This is a genomic window from Achromobacter sp. DMS1, assembly GCF_001270295.1.
This window is the reverse complement of the sequence record NZ_LHSJ01000126.1, coordinates 1-17,146: the sequence shown is the minus strand read 5'-3', so window position 1 is coordinate 17,146 and position 17,146 is coordinate 1. Positions and strand designations below refer to the sequence as shown.

Annotated in this window: 15 protein-coding genes, 1 tRNA gene and 2 pseudogenes; 10 read left to right on the top strand and 8 right to left on the bottom strand. The window is 68.4% G+C overall.

Annotated elements, in window-relative coordinates; all coding sequences use genetic code 11:
- Both AD428_RS15275 and AD428_RS15270 read right to left on the bottom strand, forming a co-directional pair.
- Positions 1–1,472, bottom strand: a 1,472-nt coding sequence (locus tag AD428_RS15275) for a sensor domain-containing diguanylate cyclase (RefSeq protein ID WP_053245741.1), incomplete at its 3' end; no start/stop codon positions are given.
- Positions 1,469–2,107, bottom strand: a complete 639-nt coding sequence (locus tag AD428_RS15270) for a TetR/AcrR family transcriptional regulator (RefSeq protein WP_053245740.1) — start codon at positions 2,105–2,107, stop codon at positions 1,469–1,471. The genes AD428_RS15270 and AD428_RS15275, both read right to left, overlap by 4 nt.
- Before the next feature lie 165 nt (positions 2,108–2,272).
- Here AD428_RS15270 and AD428_RS25130 point away from each other — a divergent pair.
- The 3 genes and pseudogenes from AD428_RS25130 to AD428_RS15260 form a co-directional block, all read left to right on the top strand.
- Positions 2,273–2,412, top strand: a pseudogene (locus AD428_RS25130) (SDR family oxidoreductase); the annotation flags it as partial.
- A 141-nt stretch (positions 2,413–2,553) separates the two neighbouring features.
- Positions 2,554–2,629: transfer RNA gene (locus tag AD428_RS15265), tRNA-Lys, on the top strand.
- Positions 2,630–2,769: 140 nt separating this feature from the next.
- Positions 2,770–3,222, top strand: a complete 453-nt coding sequence (locus tag AD428_RS15260) for a YaiI/YqxD family protein (protein WP_053245739.1) — start codon at positions 2,770–2,772, stop codon at positions 3,220–3,222.
- Positions 3,223–3,273: 51 nt separating this feature from the next.
- Here AD428_RS15260 and AD428_RS15255 read toward each other — a convergent pair whose 3' ends face one another.
- Positions 3,274–4,011, bottom strand: a complete 738-nt coding sequence (locus AD428_RS15255; protein WP_053245738.1) for an IclR family transcriptional regulator — start codon at positions 4,009–4,011, stop codon at positions 3,274–3,276.
- Positions 4,012–4,162: 151 nt separating this feature from the next.
- Here AD428_RS15255 and AD428_RS15250 point away from each other — a divergent pair, with 151 nt between their 5' ends.
- The 5 genes from AD428_RS15250 to AD428_RS15230 all read left to right on the top strand — a co-directional run bounded on the left by AD428_RS15250 (position 4,163) and on the right by AD428_RS15230 (position 8,392).
- The gene (locus AD428_RS15250; RefSeq protein WP_053245737.1) at positions 4,163–5,149 is read left to right on the top strand and encodes a Bug family tripartite tricarboxylate transporter substrate binding protein; all 987 of its coding nucleotides are present in this window, start codon (positions 4,163–4,165) and stop codon (positions 5,147–5,149) included.
- 53 nt (positions 5,150–5,202) lie between these two features.
- Positions 5,203–6,402: a CaiB/BaiF CoA transferase family protein gene (locus tag AD428_RS15245; protein ID WP_053245736.1), complete on the top strand. Its 1,200-nt coding sequence runs from the start codon at positions 5,203–5,205 to the stop codon at positions 6,400–6,402.
- Positions 6,399–7,253, top strand: a complete 855-nt coding sequence (locus tag AD428_RS15240; RefSeq protein ID WP_053245735.1) for a citryl-CoA lyase — start codon at positions 6,399–6,401, stop codon at positions 7,251–7,253. The genes AD428_RS15245 and AD428_RS15240 overlap by 4 nt, the downstream gene beginning before the upstream one ends.
- 113 nt (positions 7,254–7,366) lie before the next feature.
- Positions 7,367–8,014 carry an OmpA family protein gene (locus tag AD428_RS15235; protein WP_053245734.1) on the top strand — a complete coding sequence of 216 codons (648 nt, stop codon included), beginning with the start codon at positions 7,367–7,369 and terminating at the stop codon, positions 8,012–8,014.
- A gap of 42 nt (positions 8,015–8,056) precedes the next feature.
- Positions 8,057–8,392 (top strand): 4a-hydroxytetrahydrobiopterin dehydratase, encoded by a 336-nt coding sequence (locus AD428_RS15230; RefSeq protein WP_053245733.1) that lies wholly within the window; start codon positions 8,057–8,059, stop codon positions 8,390–8,392.
- A 67-nt stretch (positions 8,393–8,459) separates the two neighbouring features.
- Here AD428_RS15230 and AD428_RS15225 read toward each other — a convergent pair whose 3' ends face one another.
- The 5 genes and pseudogenes from AD428_RS15225 to AD428_RS15205 form a co-directional block, all read right to left on the bottom strand.
- Entirely contained in the window at positions 8,460–8,915 is a 456-nt protein-coding gene (locus AD428_RS15225) for a MarR family winged helix-turn-helix transcriptional regulator (RefSeq protein ID WP_053245732.1), read from the bottom strand.
- A 252-nt stretch (positions 8,916–9,167) separates the two neighbouring features.
- Positions 9,168–10,806, bottom strand: a pseudogene (locus AD428_RS15220) (FAD-dependent oxidoreductase).
- A 110-nt stretch (positions 10,807–10,916) separates the two neighbouring features.
- Complete coding sequence (locus AD428_RS15215; protein ID WP_053245731.1) at positions 10,917–11,618, bottom strand: DUF6776 family protein; 702 nt, start codon at positions 11,616–11,618, stop codon at positions 10,917–10,919.
- Positions 11,619–11,845: 227 nt separating this feature from the next.
- Positions 11,846–12,939, bottom strand: a 1,094-nt coding sequence (locus AD428_RS15210) for a peptidylprolyl isomerase (protein ID WP_152968109.1), incomplete at its 3' end; no start/stop codon positions are given.
- Positions 12,936–15,365: an LPS-assembly protein LptD gene (locus tag AD428_RS15205; protein ID WP_053245730.1), complete on the bottom strand. Its 2,430-nt coding sequence runs from the start codon at positions 15,363–15,365 to the stop codon at positions 12,936–12,938. The genes AD428_RS15205 and AD428_RS15210, both read right to left, overlap by 4 nt.
- A gap of 170 nt (positions 15,366–15,535) precedes the next feature.
- On the opposite strand from AD428_RS15205, the gene AD428_RS15200 reads away from it, so the two are divergent.
- Positions 15,536–16,576, top strand: a complete 1,041-nt coding sequence (locus AD428_RS15200) for an aminoglycoside phosphotransferase family protein (protein WP_053245729.1) — start codon at positions 15,536–15,538, stop codon at positions 16,574–16,576.
- Positions 16,576–17,146 (top strand): N-acetylmuramate alpha-1-phosphate uridylyltransferase MurU (gene murU, locus AD428_RS15195; RefSeq protein ID WP_053245728.1); only part of this gene is annotated, 571 nt, incomplete at its 3' end. The genes AD428_RS15200 and murU, both read left to right, overlap by 1 nt.

Below are 17,146 nucleotides of genomic sequence, written 5' to 3'. Positions count from 1 at the left end.
GTGGCGCCGTGCGTGGGGTAGTGGGCCACGCCCACCGACACGGTGAATGCCACCGGGATGTCCTGCGGCGCCGCCAGGCCGGCCAGCCGCTCGCGCAGCCGCTCGGCAATGGCCGCCGCCGCCGTGAGGCTGGCGCCGGGCAGCAGCATGGCGAACTCCTCGCCGCCGGTACGCGCCAGCGTGTCGCCGATGCGCGACCCCTCGGCCATGAGGGCCGCCAGACGCTGCAGCGCCCGATCGCCCGCGGAGTGGCCGTAGTGGTCGTTGATGCGCTTGAAATGATCCACGTCGAGGATGACGATGGACACGGGCGACTCTTCCGCCTGCAGCAGCGCCATGGCTTCGTCCAGGCCGCGCCGGTTGAGCACGCCCGTGAGCTTGTCCGTGGTGCTTTCGCGGCGCAGGTCGCGCAGCTTGTGGTGCATGGCCGCCAGGCCCACCAGCAGGCCGCGCCGCAGCTGCGCCGCCTCCACGTACCACGATCGCACGCCGCGTATGCGCTGTTCGGCGTCCGGGTCCTGCATGTGGCGGGCGATGTCCGCCAGTTGGCCCAGCGGGCGCACGATCCAGCGCGACAGCAGCCAGATCAGCGCGAGCGACACCACCAGCAGGGGCAGGGTGTAGCGCGCGGTGGCCAGCAGCAGGTCGGACAGCGGCTGCAGCGTGCCTCGCACCGGCCGCTGCGAGATCACCGTCCAGCCCGTGCTGGCCACGCGCGCATAGCCGGCCAGCATGTCCCGGCCTTCGCTGTTCACGTAGCGCAGGTCGCCGTCTTCGTGCGCCCGGGCCGCGGCGCTCAGCGGGTCTTCCTGCGCGGGCTTGCCCAGCAGGGTGGGATCGGGGTGGTAGAGCAGCGTGCCGTGACGGTCGATGACGTACAGATATGAGTCGTCGCGGTAGAAGTGGCGGCCCAGCAGCCGTTCCAGCGCATTGTCCTCGTGCAGATAGAGCGTGCCCGCGATATAGCCGAGATAGCGGTAATCGCGCGAGAAAATCGGGTGGGTGTAGAGAATGAGCCAGCGCCCGCTCGCGGCCAGGTAGGGCTCGCTGATCGTGGGCTCGCGGCTTTGCAGCGCGCGGCGGTTGGCTTCGCTCGTCAGGTGCTGGCCGAGCATCTGCGGCGTGGCGCTGGAAACCGCCAGCACCTTGCCCTCGGCAGACACCACGAAACTCGAATTGAAATGCGCCAGTTGCTCCTGCAGGCGGCGCGTCTCGGCCGCCATCCGCTCGGGATGCGATTCCATGTCGGCAAGCTGGTCGGCGCTGTAGCCCAGGTAGCGGCGCAGGTCGCTCAGGAAGGTTTCTGTCGTGGCGGCGAGCTTGGCGGCGTAGACGCGATTGACCTCCAGCGCATTGTGCAGCAGCAGATCGCGCTGCACGAGGTAGCTGGCATGCAGGCTGCCGGCCAGGGCCAGGATCACGGACAGCAGGCAGATGCCCAGGACCAGCCGCCTCAGGTCGAGGCGGATCATGGGGCGGCCAGCCCGTCGCCCGCGGTCCGGCCAGCCCCGGTAAGCGCGTCCCAGGCCTGCATGGCCTGCCGGGCGATGGATTGCAAGGTCTTGCGGTTGGCGCCGTCGCGCGCCTGGATCGACATGCCGTGCAGCACCGTGGCGTAGAACGCCGCCAGCTGCCGCAGATCCAGCCCGGCTGCGAGCTCGCCCTCCTTGGCGGCCCGCTGCAGCCGCGCCAGGATGCAGGACTGCATGTCGCGCCGGTTGTCCGCCAGAAAGGCGCTCGCGCCTTCGCCCGCCCGCGCGCCGGCCAGTGCGCCCAGCACCACCAGGCATCCCGGCGGCAGGCCGGGCGTGGCGAAGCGTTCGGCCGCCGCGGCCAGCATGCCCTCGACGGCCTGCCGCGCAGTCGGCGCATCGAGCAGGGCGCGCCGCGACGCGCCGCCTTCCGTCTCGCGGTAAAGCGCCACGGCCTCGCGGAAGAGCTCTTCCTTGGATCCGAACGCGCCATACAGACTGGGCGCGTTGATGCCCATCGCGGCCGTCAGATCGGTCAGCGATGCGCCGTCATATCCTTGGGACCAGAAGACCTCCATGGCCTTGCGCAAGGCCTGGGTCCGGTCGAAATTGCGGGGGCGCCCACGTTCTGCCATGGGGCGATTGTACCCAGGCTCGCCCGGCATTTTTATCGATCGCTAAAAAACGACTTGACGTTCCGGCGCGCCTCGCGCCATCAAATTTGTATTCATTGATACAAATTTGGGGCGCACATGCCCGCCCTCGAAGGAAAAACCGCATTCGTCACCGGCGGCATCCGCGCCGCCATGGTGGCCGTGCTGTCCCTGCCGCACTACGGCGAACCCCGCGACATTGCCGGCATGGCGGCCTTCCTCGCCGGTCCCGAGGGACGCCAGTCACGGGCGCCAGCCTGTCCGTGGACGGCGGCTACGCGGCGTGAGGGCGTTTTCTGCGGATTGCGCGCACGCTGCTTGCACAAACAAAAAAAGCTCCCTATAATCTCGCTTCTTCGCACTACGCGGTGATTGTTTGGCAGCAGCAATACTTGCTGCGTCCATGCCGGCAAACGCGGAAAAGCGCAGGGCTGTTAGCTCAGTTGGTAGAGCAGCGGACTCTTAATCCGTAGGTCGAGTGTTCGAGCCACTCACAGCCCACCAGAATCAAGGCCGTTGGCGATCGTCGCCAGCGGCCTTTTGTTTTTTCCGGGCGCCGTGTTTCCCGAGCATCATGTGGGCTGCGCGTCGGCCATTCAGTGCCGCCGCGCTTCGTGCCGGGAAGGCCAGGGAGGAATGACGCCATGCATATCTGGGTCGACGCAGATGCCTGCCCCGTCGTGATCAAGGAAATCCTGTACCGGGCAGCGCAGAGATGGCGGATGCCGCTGACCCTGGTCGCCAACCAGATGCTGCGCACGCCGCCTTCGTCCCTGATTCGCGCCGTACAGGTGCCGCGCGGCTTCGACGTCGCCGACGGCTACATCGTCGAACACGTTCACGCCCGCGATCTGGTGATTACCGGCGACATTCCCCTGGCCGCCCTGGCGCTCGAAAAGAACGCATGGGCGCTCAGCCCGCGCGGCGAGCGCTATACCGCCGACACCATACGCGAGCGCCTGTCGTTGCGCGACATGATGGAAGAACTGCGCAGCGCGGGCATCGATACGGGCGGCCCCTCGGCTTTCAGCCAGGCCGACCGGCGCGCATTCGCCAATGCGCTGGATCGCTTGATGGTCCAGGCGCGGCGGGGTTGAACGGCGATACGGGGCCAGGCCGCGCTGCGCGGCACGGCGCGCGCGATTCTGCTATGCCGATGGTTCGGGCGCGGGATAGGCGCCGCCCAGCGCTTCGGTCAATGCGCGCGCGGCCAGTTTGACCGGCGCCTGATACGCGGCATCGAAGCGCTCTGCCGGCATGGTCAGGGTAATGGAGCCGACGAATTCGCCGCCGGCGCCGAAGGCCGGCGCCGCGATGCCGGCCAGTTCGGGCAGGCGGTCTCCCACCAGCACGACCACCTGTTCTCGGCGGATGCGGGCATGGATGTCTTCCGTGCCGCCCGCATAAGCGCTGAGGATGCGCCCGCCCGCGCCGCGGTTCAGCGGCAGCAGGTCGCCCACGCGAGTGTGGTCGCGCACCGGCCGCGGGGAATCGACCCGCTGCAGGCACAGGCGCTGGTCGCCCTGGCGCACGTGCAAGGCGGCGCTTTCCTGCGTAGCCGCGGCCAGTTGGCGCAGGATGGGCATCACCACGGAGGCCAGCGAGAACGAAGACGCATAGACCTGATGCAGGCGCGCGATGCCGGGCCCGAGGGCATAGCGCCCATCCGCCTGGCGCTGCACCAGGTGCGCGTGTTCGAGCGAGGCCATCAGGCGCAGCACGGTGCTCTTGTGCAGCCGGGTGTGCTGGGCGAGCTCGGTCAGATCGGGCTGGGGCAGGGACGCCGAAAACGCATTCAGCAAGGACAGCGCGCGGTCGACGGCTCCGACGCCGCCAACGGCGGCATTTTCATCGGCGAGCGAAAGAACGGCGGATTTCCTGGGCATGGCAAAGGGCCGCTTGACATGGGTGTGCGGCGGCAGTCATTATAGATAGAACGTTATTCTATCTAATGAAATTGACTGGCGCAATGCCGGGTTCTCAATAAATCCACCGGGTTTCCCGCCCCGGCACATCAAGAACATTCCAGGAGACAACATGGACCACCAACGCCGCGTTCTGCTCGCCGGCATGGCCGCCGCCGCGACAGGCTTCGCCCTGCCGGACCTGGCGCGTGCCGACTCGCCGTATCCATCCGGCCCCATCACCATGATCGTGCCGTTTCCGCCGGGCGGCGGCACTGACGCCGCCTCGCGGCTGATCGCGCAGTTCATGGGCCAGTCCACGGGCTGGAATATCGTGGTGGAAAACCGTTCGGGCGCCGGCGGCAATATCGGGCTGGGCCTGCTGTCGCGCGCCAGGCCGGACGGCCTGACGATAGGCATGGGGCAAACCTCCAACCTGGCCATCAATCCGGCGCTGTATCCCAAGATGCCTTACGACCCGCTCGAGGATTTCGCTCCCATTGTGCTGGTCGCCGGCCAGCCGGTGGTGCTGGTGGTAAGCGCAGCCAGCCGGTACCGGTCGCTGGCCGACGTGGTGACGGCAGCCCAGGCCAAGCCGGAAGCGGTCACCATGGCCTCGGCAGGCATCGGCACCGTCGGCCACCTGGCCGGCGCCATGTTCATGCAGGCCGCGGGCCTTCAGTTCCTGCACGTGCCTCATAACGGCGCATCGACCGCCGTGGCCAATCTGATCGGCGGCCAGGTGGACATTTATTTCGCGACGCCGGCCTCCGTATTGCCGTTGATTTCCAGCGGCAAGCTGCGCCCGTTGGCCGTGACATCCAAGACCCGCCTGCGGGCCCTGCCCGACACGCCCGCAATCGCCGAGCAGGGTTATGCCGATTTCGATGCGCGCGACTGGAAGGGGCTGGTGGCGCCGGCCGGCACGCCGGGCGAGGTGATCCGGCGGGTCAACGCGGCGGTCAACGACGTCCTGAAGAAGCCGCTGACCGCCGGGCGCTTCGCCGCCGAGGGCAGCACGCCGATCGGCGGCTCGCCGCAAGACTTCGCCGCCTTCCTGGAGTCGGAATACCGGCGCTGGGGCGACGCGGTGCGGGCGTCGGGCGCCAGGATGGAATAAACAACCCACGCGCGCGAGCCGCGGCGGCCGCGCACTTCGAGAGGAAATCATTCATGTCCAAGCCGTTGCGCGGCATCCGCTTACTCGATCTCACCAACGTGCTGGCCGGGCCGTTCTGCTGCCATCAATTGGCGCACCTGGGCGCCGACGTGATCAAGGTGGAAACGCCCGGGACCGGCGATCTGGCGCGCCAACTGGGCGCGGACGCCGGCCTGAACCGCGGGCTGATGGGCGTTTCCTTCCTGGCGCAGAATGCCGGCAAGCGGTCGATCACGGTGAACCTCAAGCATGCGCGCGGCAAGGAGGTTTTTCTGCGACTTGTGGCTCGCGCGGATGTGTTGGTCGAGAACTTCCGGCCGGGCGTGATGGACCGCCTCGGCTTGGGGTTCGAGGTGCTGCGCCGGCACCAGCCGCGCCTGGTGTATTGCGCTATTTCGGGTTTCGGCCAGCAAGGGCCGTTGCGCGACTATCCGGCCTATGACCAGATCGTGCAGGGCATGGCGGGCGTGATGAGCATCACCGGCGCGCCCGACACCGCGCCGTACCGCGTCGGCTATCCCATCGCCGACACCATCGGCGGCATGACGGCGGCTTTTGCGGTGGCGGCGGCGCTGGCGGAGCGCGAACGCGACGGCGCGCGCTTCATCGATGTTTCGATGTTGGAGGCCACGATGGCCACCATGGGCTGGGCCGTGTCGAATTACCTGGTGGCGGGGCGTTCGCCGTCGCCCATGGGCAACGAGAACGTCACCGCCAGCCCGTCCGGCACCTTCCGCACCGGCGATGGGCTGCTGAACATCGCGGCCAATAAGCAGGAGCAGTTCGAGGCCCTGTGCCGCGTGGTGGGGCGCGAGGACCTGTCCGGCCATCCCGATTACGCCGAGCGCCAGGCGCGCCTGCGCCATCGCGAGGCCTTGAAGGCCGAGCTGGAGCTGGCCCTGGCCGCGCGATCCGCGCAGCAATGGTGGCCGTTGCTCACCCGGGCCGGCGTGCCGAGCGGGCCGGTCTACAGCGTCGAGCAGGCGCTGGCCCATCCGCAGGTCGCGGAGCGCGGCATGGTGGCTACCTTTCCGGACGTGCCGGGCGTGGGCCGGGACGTGCGCGTGGTGCGCACGGGATTCAAGCTGGACGGCGCGACGCCGTCGGTGGATGCGCCGCCTCCGCAACTGGGGCAGCACAACGAGGAATTGCTGCGCGAGCTGGGCTACGACGCCGGGCAGATCCGCAGCCTGAAAGAGGAGCGAGCGATATGAGAAGCCGCGAAGCGGACGGCGGCGCGGTGCCGCCCGAGGACGGGCTGGCCAGCCGGCAGTGGTGGCATACGTCGATCATCGACATGCGGCCGGGCGTGATCCGCTACCACGGCTATGCGATCCAGGATCTGATCGGCAACATCGGCTTTGCCCAGATGGCGTGGCTGATGCTGCGCGGCGAGCTGCCGTCCGCGCGGCAGGGCCGGCTGCTGGAGGCGGCGCTGATGGCCGCGGTGGACCATGGACCGCAGGCGCCCAGCATTGCCATCGCGCGCATGGCGGCCACGTGCGGCGTGGGGCTGAACAATGCGATGGCCTCGGCCGTCAATGTGCTGGGAGACGTGCATGGCGGCGCCGGCGAGCAGGCGGTCGAGCTGTACCAGGACGTGGCCGCCCGCGTCGACGCAGGGGCCAGCCAGGAAGCCGCGGTGCGGGCGGGACTGGACGCGTTCATCGAACTGCATGGCAAGTTCGTCCCGGGCTTCGGCCACCGCTTCCATCCTCTGGACCCGCGCGCGCCGCGTTTGCTGCAATTGGTGGACGAGGCGGCCGCGGCCGGCGCGGTGCCGGGGCGTTACGCGGCCATTGCCCGGGGCATCGAAGCGGAACTGGAGGCCCGCAAGGGCAAGCCCATTCCCATGAACATCGACGGCGCGACGGCGGTGATCTATGCCGAACTGGGGTTTCCCGCCCCGCTGGCGCGCGGCCTGTTCTGTCTCTCGCGCTCGGTGGGCATTCTGGCCCACGCATGGGAGCAGAGCCGCCAGGGCGGGCGCAACAAGGGGCCGATTCCCCGGCAGTACATTCCGTTGTACGACGGGCCTCCTCCCCGGGAGGTGCCGGAGCGCTGAAGCGGTTTTCTCCCGAATGGCTGGTACAAAATGTTTCCGGCCCGCCTCCCCCCGCTTGCTAGCATGATCCAGCCGGAATCGTCCGGCGTTACCGATCGATCGTGGAGGTTGCCATGAAATCAAGAACAATCCTCAACCGCTTCGCCGTGGTCGCGGCATCCGGGGTCTTGCTGGCGGGGTGCGCCACGCAGCAGCAGACCAATACGGCCGTGGGCGCGGGCGCGGGGGCCGCGGTGGGCGCGGGCCTGGGCGCGCTGATCGGGCATGGCAAGGGCGCCGCCATCGGCGCGGGCATCGGCGCGGTGGCCGGCGGCCTGGTCGGGTACAACTGGAAGGTGGTGAAGGAGGACGTGCAGAACTCGGGCGCGTCGTCGCTCGGCATCGATGTGGTGGAGATGCCCGATGGCAGCCTGAAGGTGAACATCCCCAGCAACGTTTCGTTCGATACCGACAAGACGCAGCTCAAGCCGGCGTTGCTGCCGGTGCTCGACAGCGTGGCGCGCGCGCTCAACCAGCATCCGGAATTGCGCGCCAAGGTGGTGGGGCATACGGACAACACGGGCCCGCTGGCGCACAACCAGACGCTGTCGGTGAACCGGGCCCGCAGCGTGACGGACTACCTGTCCAAGCAGGGCGTGGCGCCGGCGCGTCTTGCCATCGAGGGGCGCGGGCCGAACGATCCGGTGGGCGACAACACCACGGCGGAGGGCCGCGCGGCCAACCGGCGCGTGGAAATCTACCTGTACGCGGTCAAGCAGTAGAAAAAGACGGGTTCGCGTCTTGCGCGCGCCCAGGAGCACATCATGAGCAGCATGTTTCCTCCCGCGCGCATCGGCGCGGACACCGCGCTGGCGGCACTGCCCGGGTGGCAGGCCGCGGCCGCGCGGGACGCCATCGAAAAGCGGTTCCGCTTCGCCAATTTCAACGCGGCCTTCGGCTTCATGGCGCGCGTGGCGATGTTTGCCGAAAAGCTGAATCACCATCCCGAATGGAGCAACGTGTACAACCGCGTGGACGTGGCGCTGACGACGCATGACGCGGGCGGCGTGACGGAGCTGGACGTGCGCATGGCGCAGTTCATGGACGAGGCCGCGGCGCAGCTGGGCGGGTCGGCAGCCAAGATCGGCGACGCCAGCTAGCCCGCTTTGCGCGGCCGGCAGGCGCCGGGCGGCGACGGCGCGCGCGCCCGGGCGCGTTCTTTGGGCCTCAGTCGTCGTCGCGGCCGGGCGCTGCGCGCAGGTGGTCGATGAGGCGGTCGAGCATGTCGCCGAATTGCCGTTGCTCTTCGGCGCTGAGGCAGCCGAAGATTTCCGCGTTGCGGCGGGAGATGAGCGCGATGATGCGCTCGTATTGCGCCTGGCCGGAGGGCGTGGGCGCCAGCACCACGCCGCGCCCGTCGGTGTCGGAGTTCTTTTTCTCGACCAGTCCGCGCTCGACCAGGGCTTGGGCCGAACGGCTGGCCTGGCCCTTGTTGAGATTCGCGGCGCGCGCCAGTTCGTTGACGGACAGCGGCGCATAGCGGCCGATGGCCGCCAGGCAGCGGGCTTCGCCCAGCGGGATGCCGCAGTCCGCCAGATAGGCGCGGGCGGTGTCGCGGTCGCTGATTTTGTTGACGGCGTGCAGCCGGTACGTGAGGAAGCGTTCGAGGTCGGGCTGGGTCACGGCGCGCGTTCTGGCGGTGATGGCGAGGGGTCTTAGTTTGCCACACCCTCCGCGGCCGCCGGCCGCGCCGCGGATTCGCCGGCGCGGGTGGCCGCTTCGGCCTGGGCCAGCAGCGCCAGGGCCTCGGCCGTGTCGGTCTGGCGGGCCAGCAGCGAGAGGCTGAGGATGGACAGGAACAGCGGGGCGCGGGTTTCGCCGCGCGCGTCAGCGTCCGGGCGAGCTGGGTGTAGACCTGGTCCAGATCGTGGGCGTTCATGCTTGGTTCTCCTGGGCTTGGCGGGCGTCGATGGCGGGGTAATAGGGGGCGAGGGCGTTGCGCAGCGCGGCGTCGCCGGGCTGGCGCCAGCGGCCGAGCACGTAGCCGTCGGGGCGCAGCAGGTAGATCGAGTCCGGGCCGGCGCCGAGCTGCTCGCGCAGTTGGCCGTCGGGATCGGTCCACGCGCCGGGCGCGGGCCGCGCCGCCACCGTGATGACGCGCAGCGGACGGTCCGACTGCGCGGTGGCCTGGGGCGAGGGCTTGCAGCGCCTCGGCCTGCGCGGCATCGGGCTCGATGGCCAGCGCGACGAAGCCGGCGCCGAACGCCGTGGTCAGATGGCGCGCCTGCCCGCCGTCGTGCAGGCGGGCTTCGGGCGCGGGCTGGCCGGGCGCGCTGGCAGGACCGGCTTCGGGCGCGCCGTCGGCCAGATTCAGGGGCGAGCCGTCGTAAGAGATGGGCGCGGACTGGCGCGGGTTGATGAGGGAGCGCACCCGCTCGTCGCTCAGCGCCAGGCGCAGGGCCGCTTCGCGCATGAGCGTGAAGCCGAAGTCGGGCGGCGCCATGAACTCGGTGCTTTTCGCGCCGTAGGCCAGGTTCTGGCGGGTGGCGTGCACGCGTTCCACGCTGTAGCTGTCCAGCAGGCTGTCGGCGGCCAGGCCCTTGATGACCCAGGCCAGTTTCCACGCCAGGTTGCCGGCATCGTCCAGGCCGGAATTCAGTCCGCGCACGCCGAAGATGGGCACCAGGTGGCCGGCGTCGCCGGCGAACATTACGCGGCCGTGCCGGTAGCTGTCCAGCGTGAGGCACTTGGCGTTGTAGATGGAAATCCAGAGCGGCTTCCAGGGCGCGGTTTCGCCGATCATGTCGAGGTGGCTCTGCACGCGCGGCAGGACATTCTCCGGCTTGACGGCTTCGTCGGGGTCTTCGTCGTCGCGGATCTGGTAGTCCACGCGCCAGACGTTGCCGGGCTGGCGGTGCATGAGCAGTGTGGAGCCGGGGTTGGAGGGGGGATCGAACCAGGCCAGGCGTTCCACGGGCCGCTGCGATTCCTGCTCGATGTCGACGATGACGTAGCGGCCCTCGTATTGCATGCCCTCCAGCTTCAGGCCCAGTTCGTCGCGCACCGTGCTGCGGCCGCCGTCGCAGGCCACCAGCCAGTCGGCGCGCACGGTCTGGCGCGCGCCTTCGGCCTGGATTTCCACCGTGACGCCGTCGGCGTCCTGGCGCACCGATTCCACCCGGGCCGACCATTGCAGCGCGGCCAGGCCGGGGTGTTTCTGCATGGCCTGGTGCGCGTATTCCTCGACGTAGTACTGCTGGATGTTGACCATGGGGGCGTAGCGCTGCAGCGGCTCGTGCGGCATCTCGAAATGCAGCACCTCCTGGTCGCGGAAATAGCTGCGGCCGCCCGTCCAGGCAAGCCCGGTCCGGTTCAGCGGCGCGTCTGCGCCGATCCAGCCCAGGATTTCCTGCGAACGCCGCGACATGCAGATAGCGCGGCTGCCGGCGCAATAGCCGTCGTCCGCTTCCACCGTGAGCGAGGCGATGCCGTATTCGGCCAGCAAGGCGGCCAGGGTGAGGCCGACCGGGCCGCCGCCGGCAATGAGAACGGGGACATGGGAGGGCAAGGGCATGAAAGTCTCCTGAATGATTATGCGGAGCACTATATGCCGATAAAGTTGCGTGCGCAACTATAAAGACGTAAAAAACCCGCTGAGGCAGCGGGTTCGGTGAAGGCGGGAGGTCAGTTGCGGACGTGGTAGATGCGCATGGCCTGCTGTTTCTGCGCGCCGTCCAGCACGCGCAGCACGACCACGCGGGGCGTGAATCCGTCGGGCAGGGTGAGCTGGCCCGTGGCGAAGTCATAGCGGTCCACGTTGAGCTGGGGCCCCTCGGGCGTGACGGTGCCGGACCGGCCGTTGGGGTAGGTGCCGTCGATGGCGAAGGTGAGAGAGCCCTTGAAGGGCGCGGCGCCCTGGCGGTCTTCCCGCATGACCAGCACGCGGTAGTCGAGCTGGCCGGGCTGGCGCTTGAAGCTGGCCGAGCGGATGCCCAGGTTGCCGCCGCGCGGGTCGGGAGGCATGGCGTCCTGGAATAGGACCAGTTCCTGGGTCAGCGACTCGATTTTCTGGTTGGCCGCGGCCAGATCGGCGGTGAGTTTCTCGTGCGTGGCCTTGTTGGCGTCGCGCTGCTGCGTGGCTTCCTCGAGCAGGCTCTGCAGGCGCTGGCGGTCGAGGTTGGCGGCGCTCAGTTCGCTGTGGAGCTGCTCGGACTGCTCCACGGTGAGACGCTGCGGGCCGTAGTTGGTCTGGAGAAAGAGCACGCCGCCCGCGCCCAGGCCGATGCCCACCAGCAGCAGCACCAGCCAGCGCGGCATGCGCCGGCTGCGTTGGCCGGGTTGGTAAACAGAGGGCTTGAACACGGCCCGTTGCGATCTTCCGAACATCCCCATTTCCTACGAGAATCCTGTGCGTTGCCTGGCGCGCGGGCGCGGGACCGCGCGCCAAAACCTTGGAGAATACCGCGTCGGCCCTTGGCGGAGGAGGCCCGGACAAGCCTGGTTGCGCACCTTGATATTGTGAAATATGTGGCAACCGGCCGGTTCAGCGCCGCGCGTCGCGCAGCTTGGCGTCCAGAGTGGCCAGGCGCCCGGGCGTGCCGACGTCGGTCCANTGCGTGACTTGCACCGGCCCCTGCTGGGCGGGCTGGGCGGACGGCTGCGGCGCGGGCATCGGCTCGGGCGCGCGCGCGGTGCGGGCCGGCGCCGGCTGCGCGGTGCCCATGTCCACGACCTTCAGGATGTGAAAACCGTTGCCGCTCTGGATGAGCGAGCTGACCTGGCCCTTGCCCAGGCCCTGGATCGCCTTGACGAAAAGATCGGGCCAGCCTTCGGCCGGGCGCACGCCCATCATGCCCCCTTGCAGCGCCTCGGGACCGTCGGACGACGCGGCGGCCAGGCTGGCGAAGTCGTCGCCGCGCTTGGCGCGGGCCAGCAGTCCCTCGGCCTTCTTGCGCAGCATGGCGACCTGGTCGGGCGACGAGCCTTCGGGCACGCGCACCAGGATCTGCGCCAGCGCGTACAGCATGGGGCCCGCGGGCGCGGCGGCCGGTTCGGGCTGAGGCGCGGGCTGCTGCGCGGGCTGGGCCTGCTGCGGCGCGGCGCCGAAAGCGGGGTTGCGGCGCTGGTCTTTCAGGAAGGCGTCCACTTCCGCGTCGGAAATCACGATGGTCGAGTCCACCGCGCGCTGGCGCAGGCGGTCCATGCGGATTTCCTCGCGCAGCGATTTGCGATAGCCGTCCCAGGTGGACCCCGACTTCTCGATCTCTTTGCGCAGCTGGTCCACCGAGATCTTGTTGCGCGCGGCGATGGACTGCACGGCGGCGTCGACCTGGGCGTCGTCCACCCGGATGCCCAGGCGGTCGGCCTCATGGCGCTGCACCCGGTCCATGATGAGGCGCTGCAGCACCTGGTGACGCAGCGTATTGTCGTCGGGCACCTGGATATTGCGGGCCTTGAGCTCGGCCGCCATGCGCTGCGACGCGTCGCGCAGCTCGCGCAGCGTGATCACGTCCTTGTCCACGACGGCCGCGATGCCGTCGACGAACTGCTCGGGAGGCGGCGCATCGGCCTGGCCGGCCGGCGCCGCGGCGGGCTTGGCGTTCGCGCCCTTGCCCGGATTGGCCGCATGGGCCGCGGGCAGCCCCGCGCAAAGGGCCAGCAGCAGCGCGCCGCCCGACCGGCGGAAAGAGTGCAACCTACGCATCATTCATACCTTTCAAATGTGGTCCCGGACGGCACTGGCGGCGTAATGCTCGTATAGCCGGGGATACTTCTGTTCAGCAGGTTCATCGGATCGGTGCCCAGCGAACCCAGGCCCGTCAGCTCGAGCTGCAGGAACAAGGCCGTATTGGCATCGTTGGCCGCCACGGCATAGCGCTGGTAGACGATGCGGCCCACCCAGCAGCAATCGCCCTTGTACTCCAGACCGGCGATGGCCTGGGTGACGCGGGGGGATTCCTCGGTCGGCAAACCGTCGCTGCCGATGACATTGCCGGTACGCATCGAATAATCGATCCGGCCTACGCCATACCAGCGCTTGGAGAACGGCCACTGCACCGCCAAGCTGAGCTGGTTCTGGCCCTGCGGCTGGTAATTGACACCAGCCAGCGGCTCGCGCTGGTAGCGATAGGCCAGCGCCACCGTGGTCAAGCGCTGGGGCGACCAGCGCGCGCTGACCAGGGCGCGCGACCACTTGTCGTCATAGGGGTTGTACTGCGCAGCGAGCTCCGTGGTCAGCGTGTCGGTCAGCGCCGCGGAAGCCCCCACCAGGAAGTCGGACCGCACGTTCTTGCGCGGCGTCTCGTACGGCAGGGTGACTTCCTGGTCTTGGAAATAGATGCGCTGCGCGGCCGACAGCGACAACCGCTCCAGCCCAGTGCTCGCGTCCAGCCAGCGCGTGGTCAGCGCCGCGGTGAGCTGGTTGGCGTTGGCGATGCGGTCCCAGCCGCCCGAATAGATGTTTTCCTCGAACGCCTGCGAGAAGCTGAAATCCGACAACGCGGTGTCATAGACCGGCAGCTTGGACTGGTCGCGATAAGGCACGCGCAGGTAGTACAGGCGCGGCTCCAGGGTCTGCGTGGAGGCCTTGCCGAACAGCGTGGTGTCGCGCTCGAAGATCATGCCCGCGTCCAGCGACATGATGGGCAACGCGCGCGACGAGGAGCCCGGATAGCCGTAGGAGGTTCCCGCCTGTGGAGTGCCACTGTTCAGGCCAAGCCAATCCCGGCCAAACCAGCTGGTCTGATATTGCGTGAAGTGCATCCCGGCCTTGGGCACGATGAACCAGCCCGGGCGAACAATGGGATAGGCCGCCGTCAGATAGCTCTGGAAACGATCCCCTTCCTGACCAGAACGCGCGCCTTCGAGCAAGGGCTTTCGAAAGCGCGTTGCGGTGTTGGTCCACTCGACGTCCAGGCCCCCCCAATCGTAGCGGGCGCCGCGGACGGTGAATTCCGGCTCCTTGTCATAGGGCGGTGTAATCAACGCATCCGGATCCTGCAGCGTCTGGTACTTGTACACTTCCACCGATGAGGACCAATAACCCGACGGCGAGGTCCACCCCAAGCGACCACGCTGCGGCAGGTAGGTGGTGGATGCCTGGTTCAACCCGAGCTGGGAAATGTCGCGGTAGTAATCGTTGTCGGATACCTTGGCAATATCCCAATCCGCATAGAAACCGTAAGGCAACAGCTGTTGGTGCACCCATCGGTACATCCAGCGGTCCCTATCCTTCTCGGTGTCGTTGGGCAGATAGGCGCCATCCATGAAGCCACCGTAGCTGTACCCGAGATACCGGAACTCGCCCCCCAGCTGCATCCCACGCTTGGAAAAATAGCGCGGGATCAAGGTCAAATCATAATTCGGCGCCAGATTGAAGTAGTACGGCAGCGAAATATCGATGCCGCCCTTGCTCGTGGTGCCGTAGGTCGGGACTAGAAAGCCCGACTTGCGTTCCTTCTTGACCGGAAAGGTCATGTAGGGCGAGGCCAGGATGGGTACGTCCTTGAAATACAGCACCCCGTTGCGGGCCACGCCTTCGTTCTCGTCGAAGTCCAGGTCGACGGAATTGGCCTTGATGTACCAGGACGGCGTTTCGCAGGCGCAGCCGCTGTACGTAACGGTATGCAGGCGCATCTGCGACTTGCTGAAGATGTCCGCCTTCTCGGCGACGGCGAAGCCGCCGGTGGCGCCCAGCCAGAAGTTGGGCTGCTCGATCTCGCCCGAGGTCTTGTCCACGTTGAACCGGGCGCTGGGCCCGGTAACCAGCGTGCCATCGCGCATCATGCGCGCACTGCCCTGCACGTCGACGTCGCCCGTGCGCTTGTCGTAGTGGATGCGGTCGCCCTTGATGACGCTGTCGATGCGGCGCACCTGGGCGCTGCCGGTCAGGGTGAGATCGGAATCGGGGTTGCCGTCGATCTGATCCGCCTCGAGGAAGGCCGGGATCTGTTCATCGGGGAGCCGGTGCACCCGCAGGCCCGGCGACGTGCGCAGCACCGGGGCGGAGGTCGTTGCGGAAGCCGGCGCGCCCGCCGGAGAGGCCGCCGACGGCGCCGAGCCCTGGCTGCCTTGAGCCTGCACGGCCCCGGCGACGCTGACAGCAGATAGGATCAACCACCGAACCTTGCGCACGAGTGAAAACAGCCCTTATTTCTACGATGGGACCAGGCAGCCGGCGCCCGCGTGAGCGGCCGCTGCGAACGGAAATGACCCGGTATTATAGAGAAGCCGCGCCGCAGGCCCAGCCATGAATGGGCCTGCGGCAAATTTCCGCAATATTGCCTATCTGACACGGATTTTTCTTGAAAACCGCCTCCGATCCCCGCCTGGAACAGATCCGCGACTGGCTGCGCAGCCTGCCCGCCAGCCTGGAGCTGGCGCTCGACACCCTGCGCCCGGCCTCGTCCGACGCGAGCTTTCGCCGCTACTTCCGCCTCGACGCCGGGCCAGGTACCGTCATCGTCATGGACGCCCCGCCCGAGCACGAGGATTGCCGGCCTTTCCTGCACGTCGGCGGGCTGCTGCGCGACGCCGGCCTGAACGTGCCGGCGGTGCTCGCGCAGGATCTGGCCCGGGGCCTGCTGCTGCTCTCCGACCTGGGCGAGCAGACCTACTACCAGCGCATCCAGGCCGGCCTGCCGGATGCCGAGCTCCAGACGCTGTACCGCGAGGCGCTGGCCGCGCTGGTCAGGCTCCAGCAGGCCCGCACCACCGGCCTGGCCGCCTTCGACGCGGCGCGGCTGGCCGAAGAGCTCAAGGTCTTCCCCGAATGGTATGTCGGCCGCCATCACGGCGTCGCGCTGGACGACAAGACGGCGGCGGCGCTGGAGCGCGTCTTCGCTCTGCTGTCCGGCAGCGGCGCCGGCCAGCCCCTGGTGCTGGTGCACCGCGACTACCACTCGCCCAACCTCATGGTCTGCGACGGCGGGCGCTACGGCCCCAATCCCGGCGTGATCGATTTCCAGGACGCGCTGGCCGGCCCCATCACCTACGACCTGGCCTCGCTGGTCACCGATGCCCGCACCACCTGGGAAGAGCCGCAGCAGCTCGACTGGGCCATCCGCTACTGGGAAATGGCGCGCGCCGCCGGGTTGCCGGTGGACAGCGACTTCGCCGAATTCCACCGCGCCTACGAATGGATGAGCCTGCAGCGCAACCTGCGCATCCTGGGCGTGTTCGCGCGCCTGAACCATCGCGACGGCAAGGCGCACTATCTGGCGCACATGCCCCGCGTCAACGGCTACGTGCGGCAGGTGGCGCGGCGCTATGGCGTCTTCGCCCCCCTGCTGCGCCTGCTGGACCGCCTGGACCAGGTCGAAGTCAAACGCGAATACACCTTCTGATGCGCGCCATGATTCTTGCCGCCGGCCGCGGCGAGCGCATGCGCCCGCTGACCGACCGCCTGCCCAAGCCCCTGCTGCCGGTGGGCGGGCAGCCGCTCATCGTGTGGCACCTGCGCCGGCTGGCCGCCGCCGGCCTTACCGACATCGTCATCAACCATGCCTGGCTGGGCCACGAAATCGAAGCCGCGCTGGGCGATGGCAGCCGCCATGGCGTACGCATCCGCTACTCGCCGGAAGCCCGGGCGCTGGAAACCGCGGGCGGCATCGTCCAGGCGCTGCCCCTGCTGGGCCCGGAGCCTTTTCTGGCCATCAACGGCGACATCTGGTGCGACTGGGATCCGGCCGCAGCGCCCGCCATCGGCCAGGCGCTGCAGCCCGGCCAGGCCTGGCTGGCGCTGGTGGACAACCCCGCCCACCACCCCGCCGGCGACTTCCGGCTGGACGCGGGCGGCGCGGTCCATGCCGACGGCGAACCGCGTTTGACCTTTGCCGGCATCGGCGTCTACCATCCCACGCTGTTTGCCGGCATCGAGCCCGGCACGGCAGCACCGCTGGCGCCGCTCTTGCGGC

What these genes read in the sequence shown, in the direction of transcription:
- AD428_RS15270 (WP_053245740.1), bottom strand. Translation starts at nt 2,107, where the DNA reads ATGGCAGAACGTGGGCGCCCCCGCAATTTCGACCGGACCCAGGCCTTG.
- AD428_RS15250 (WP_053245737.1), top strand. Translation starts at nt 4,163, where the DNA reads ATGGACCACCAACGCCGCGTTCTGCTCGCCGGCATGGCCGCCGCCGCG.
- AD428_RS15240 (WP_053245735.1), top strand. Translation starts at nt 6,399, where the DNA reads ATGAGAAGCCGCGAAGCGGACGGCGGCGCGGTGCCGCCCGAGGACGGG.
- AD428_RS15215 (WP_053245731.1), bottom strand. Translation starts at nt 11,618, where the DNA reads ATGTTCGGAAGATCGCAACGGGCCGTGTTCAAGCCCTCTGTTTACCAA.
- AD428_RS15230 (WP_053245733.1), top strand. Translation starts at nt 8,057, where the DNA reads ATGAGCAGCATGTTTCCTCCCGCGCGCATCGGCGCGGACACCGCGCTG.
- AD428_RS15235 (WP_053245734.1), top strand. Translation starts at nt 7,367, where the DNA reads ATGAAATCAAGAACAATCCTCAACCGCTTCGCCGTGGTCGCGGCATCC.
- AD428_RS15245 (WP_053245736.1), top strand. Translation starts at nt 5,203, where the DNA reads ATGTCCAAGCCGTTGCGCGGCATCCGCTTACTCGATCTCACCAACGTG.
- AD428_RS15255 (WP_053245738.1), bottom strand. Translation starts at nt 4,011, where the DNA reads ATGCCCAGGAAATCCGCCGTTCTTTCGCTCGCCGATGAAAATGCCGCC.
- AD428_RS15260 (WP_053245739.1), top strand. Translation starts at nt 2,770, where the DNA reads ATGCATATCTGGGTCGACGCAGATGCCTGCCCCGTCGTGATCAAGGAA.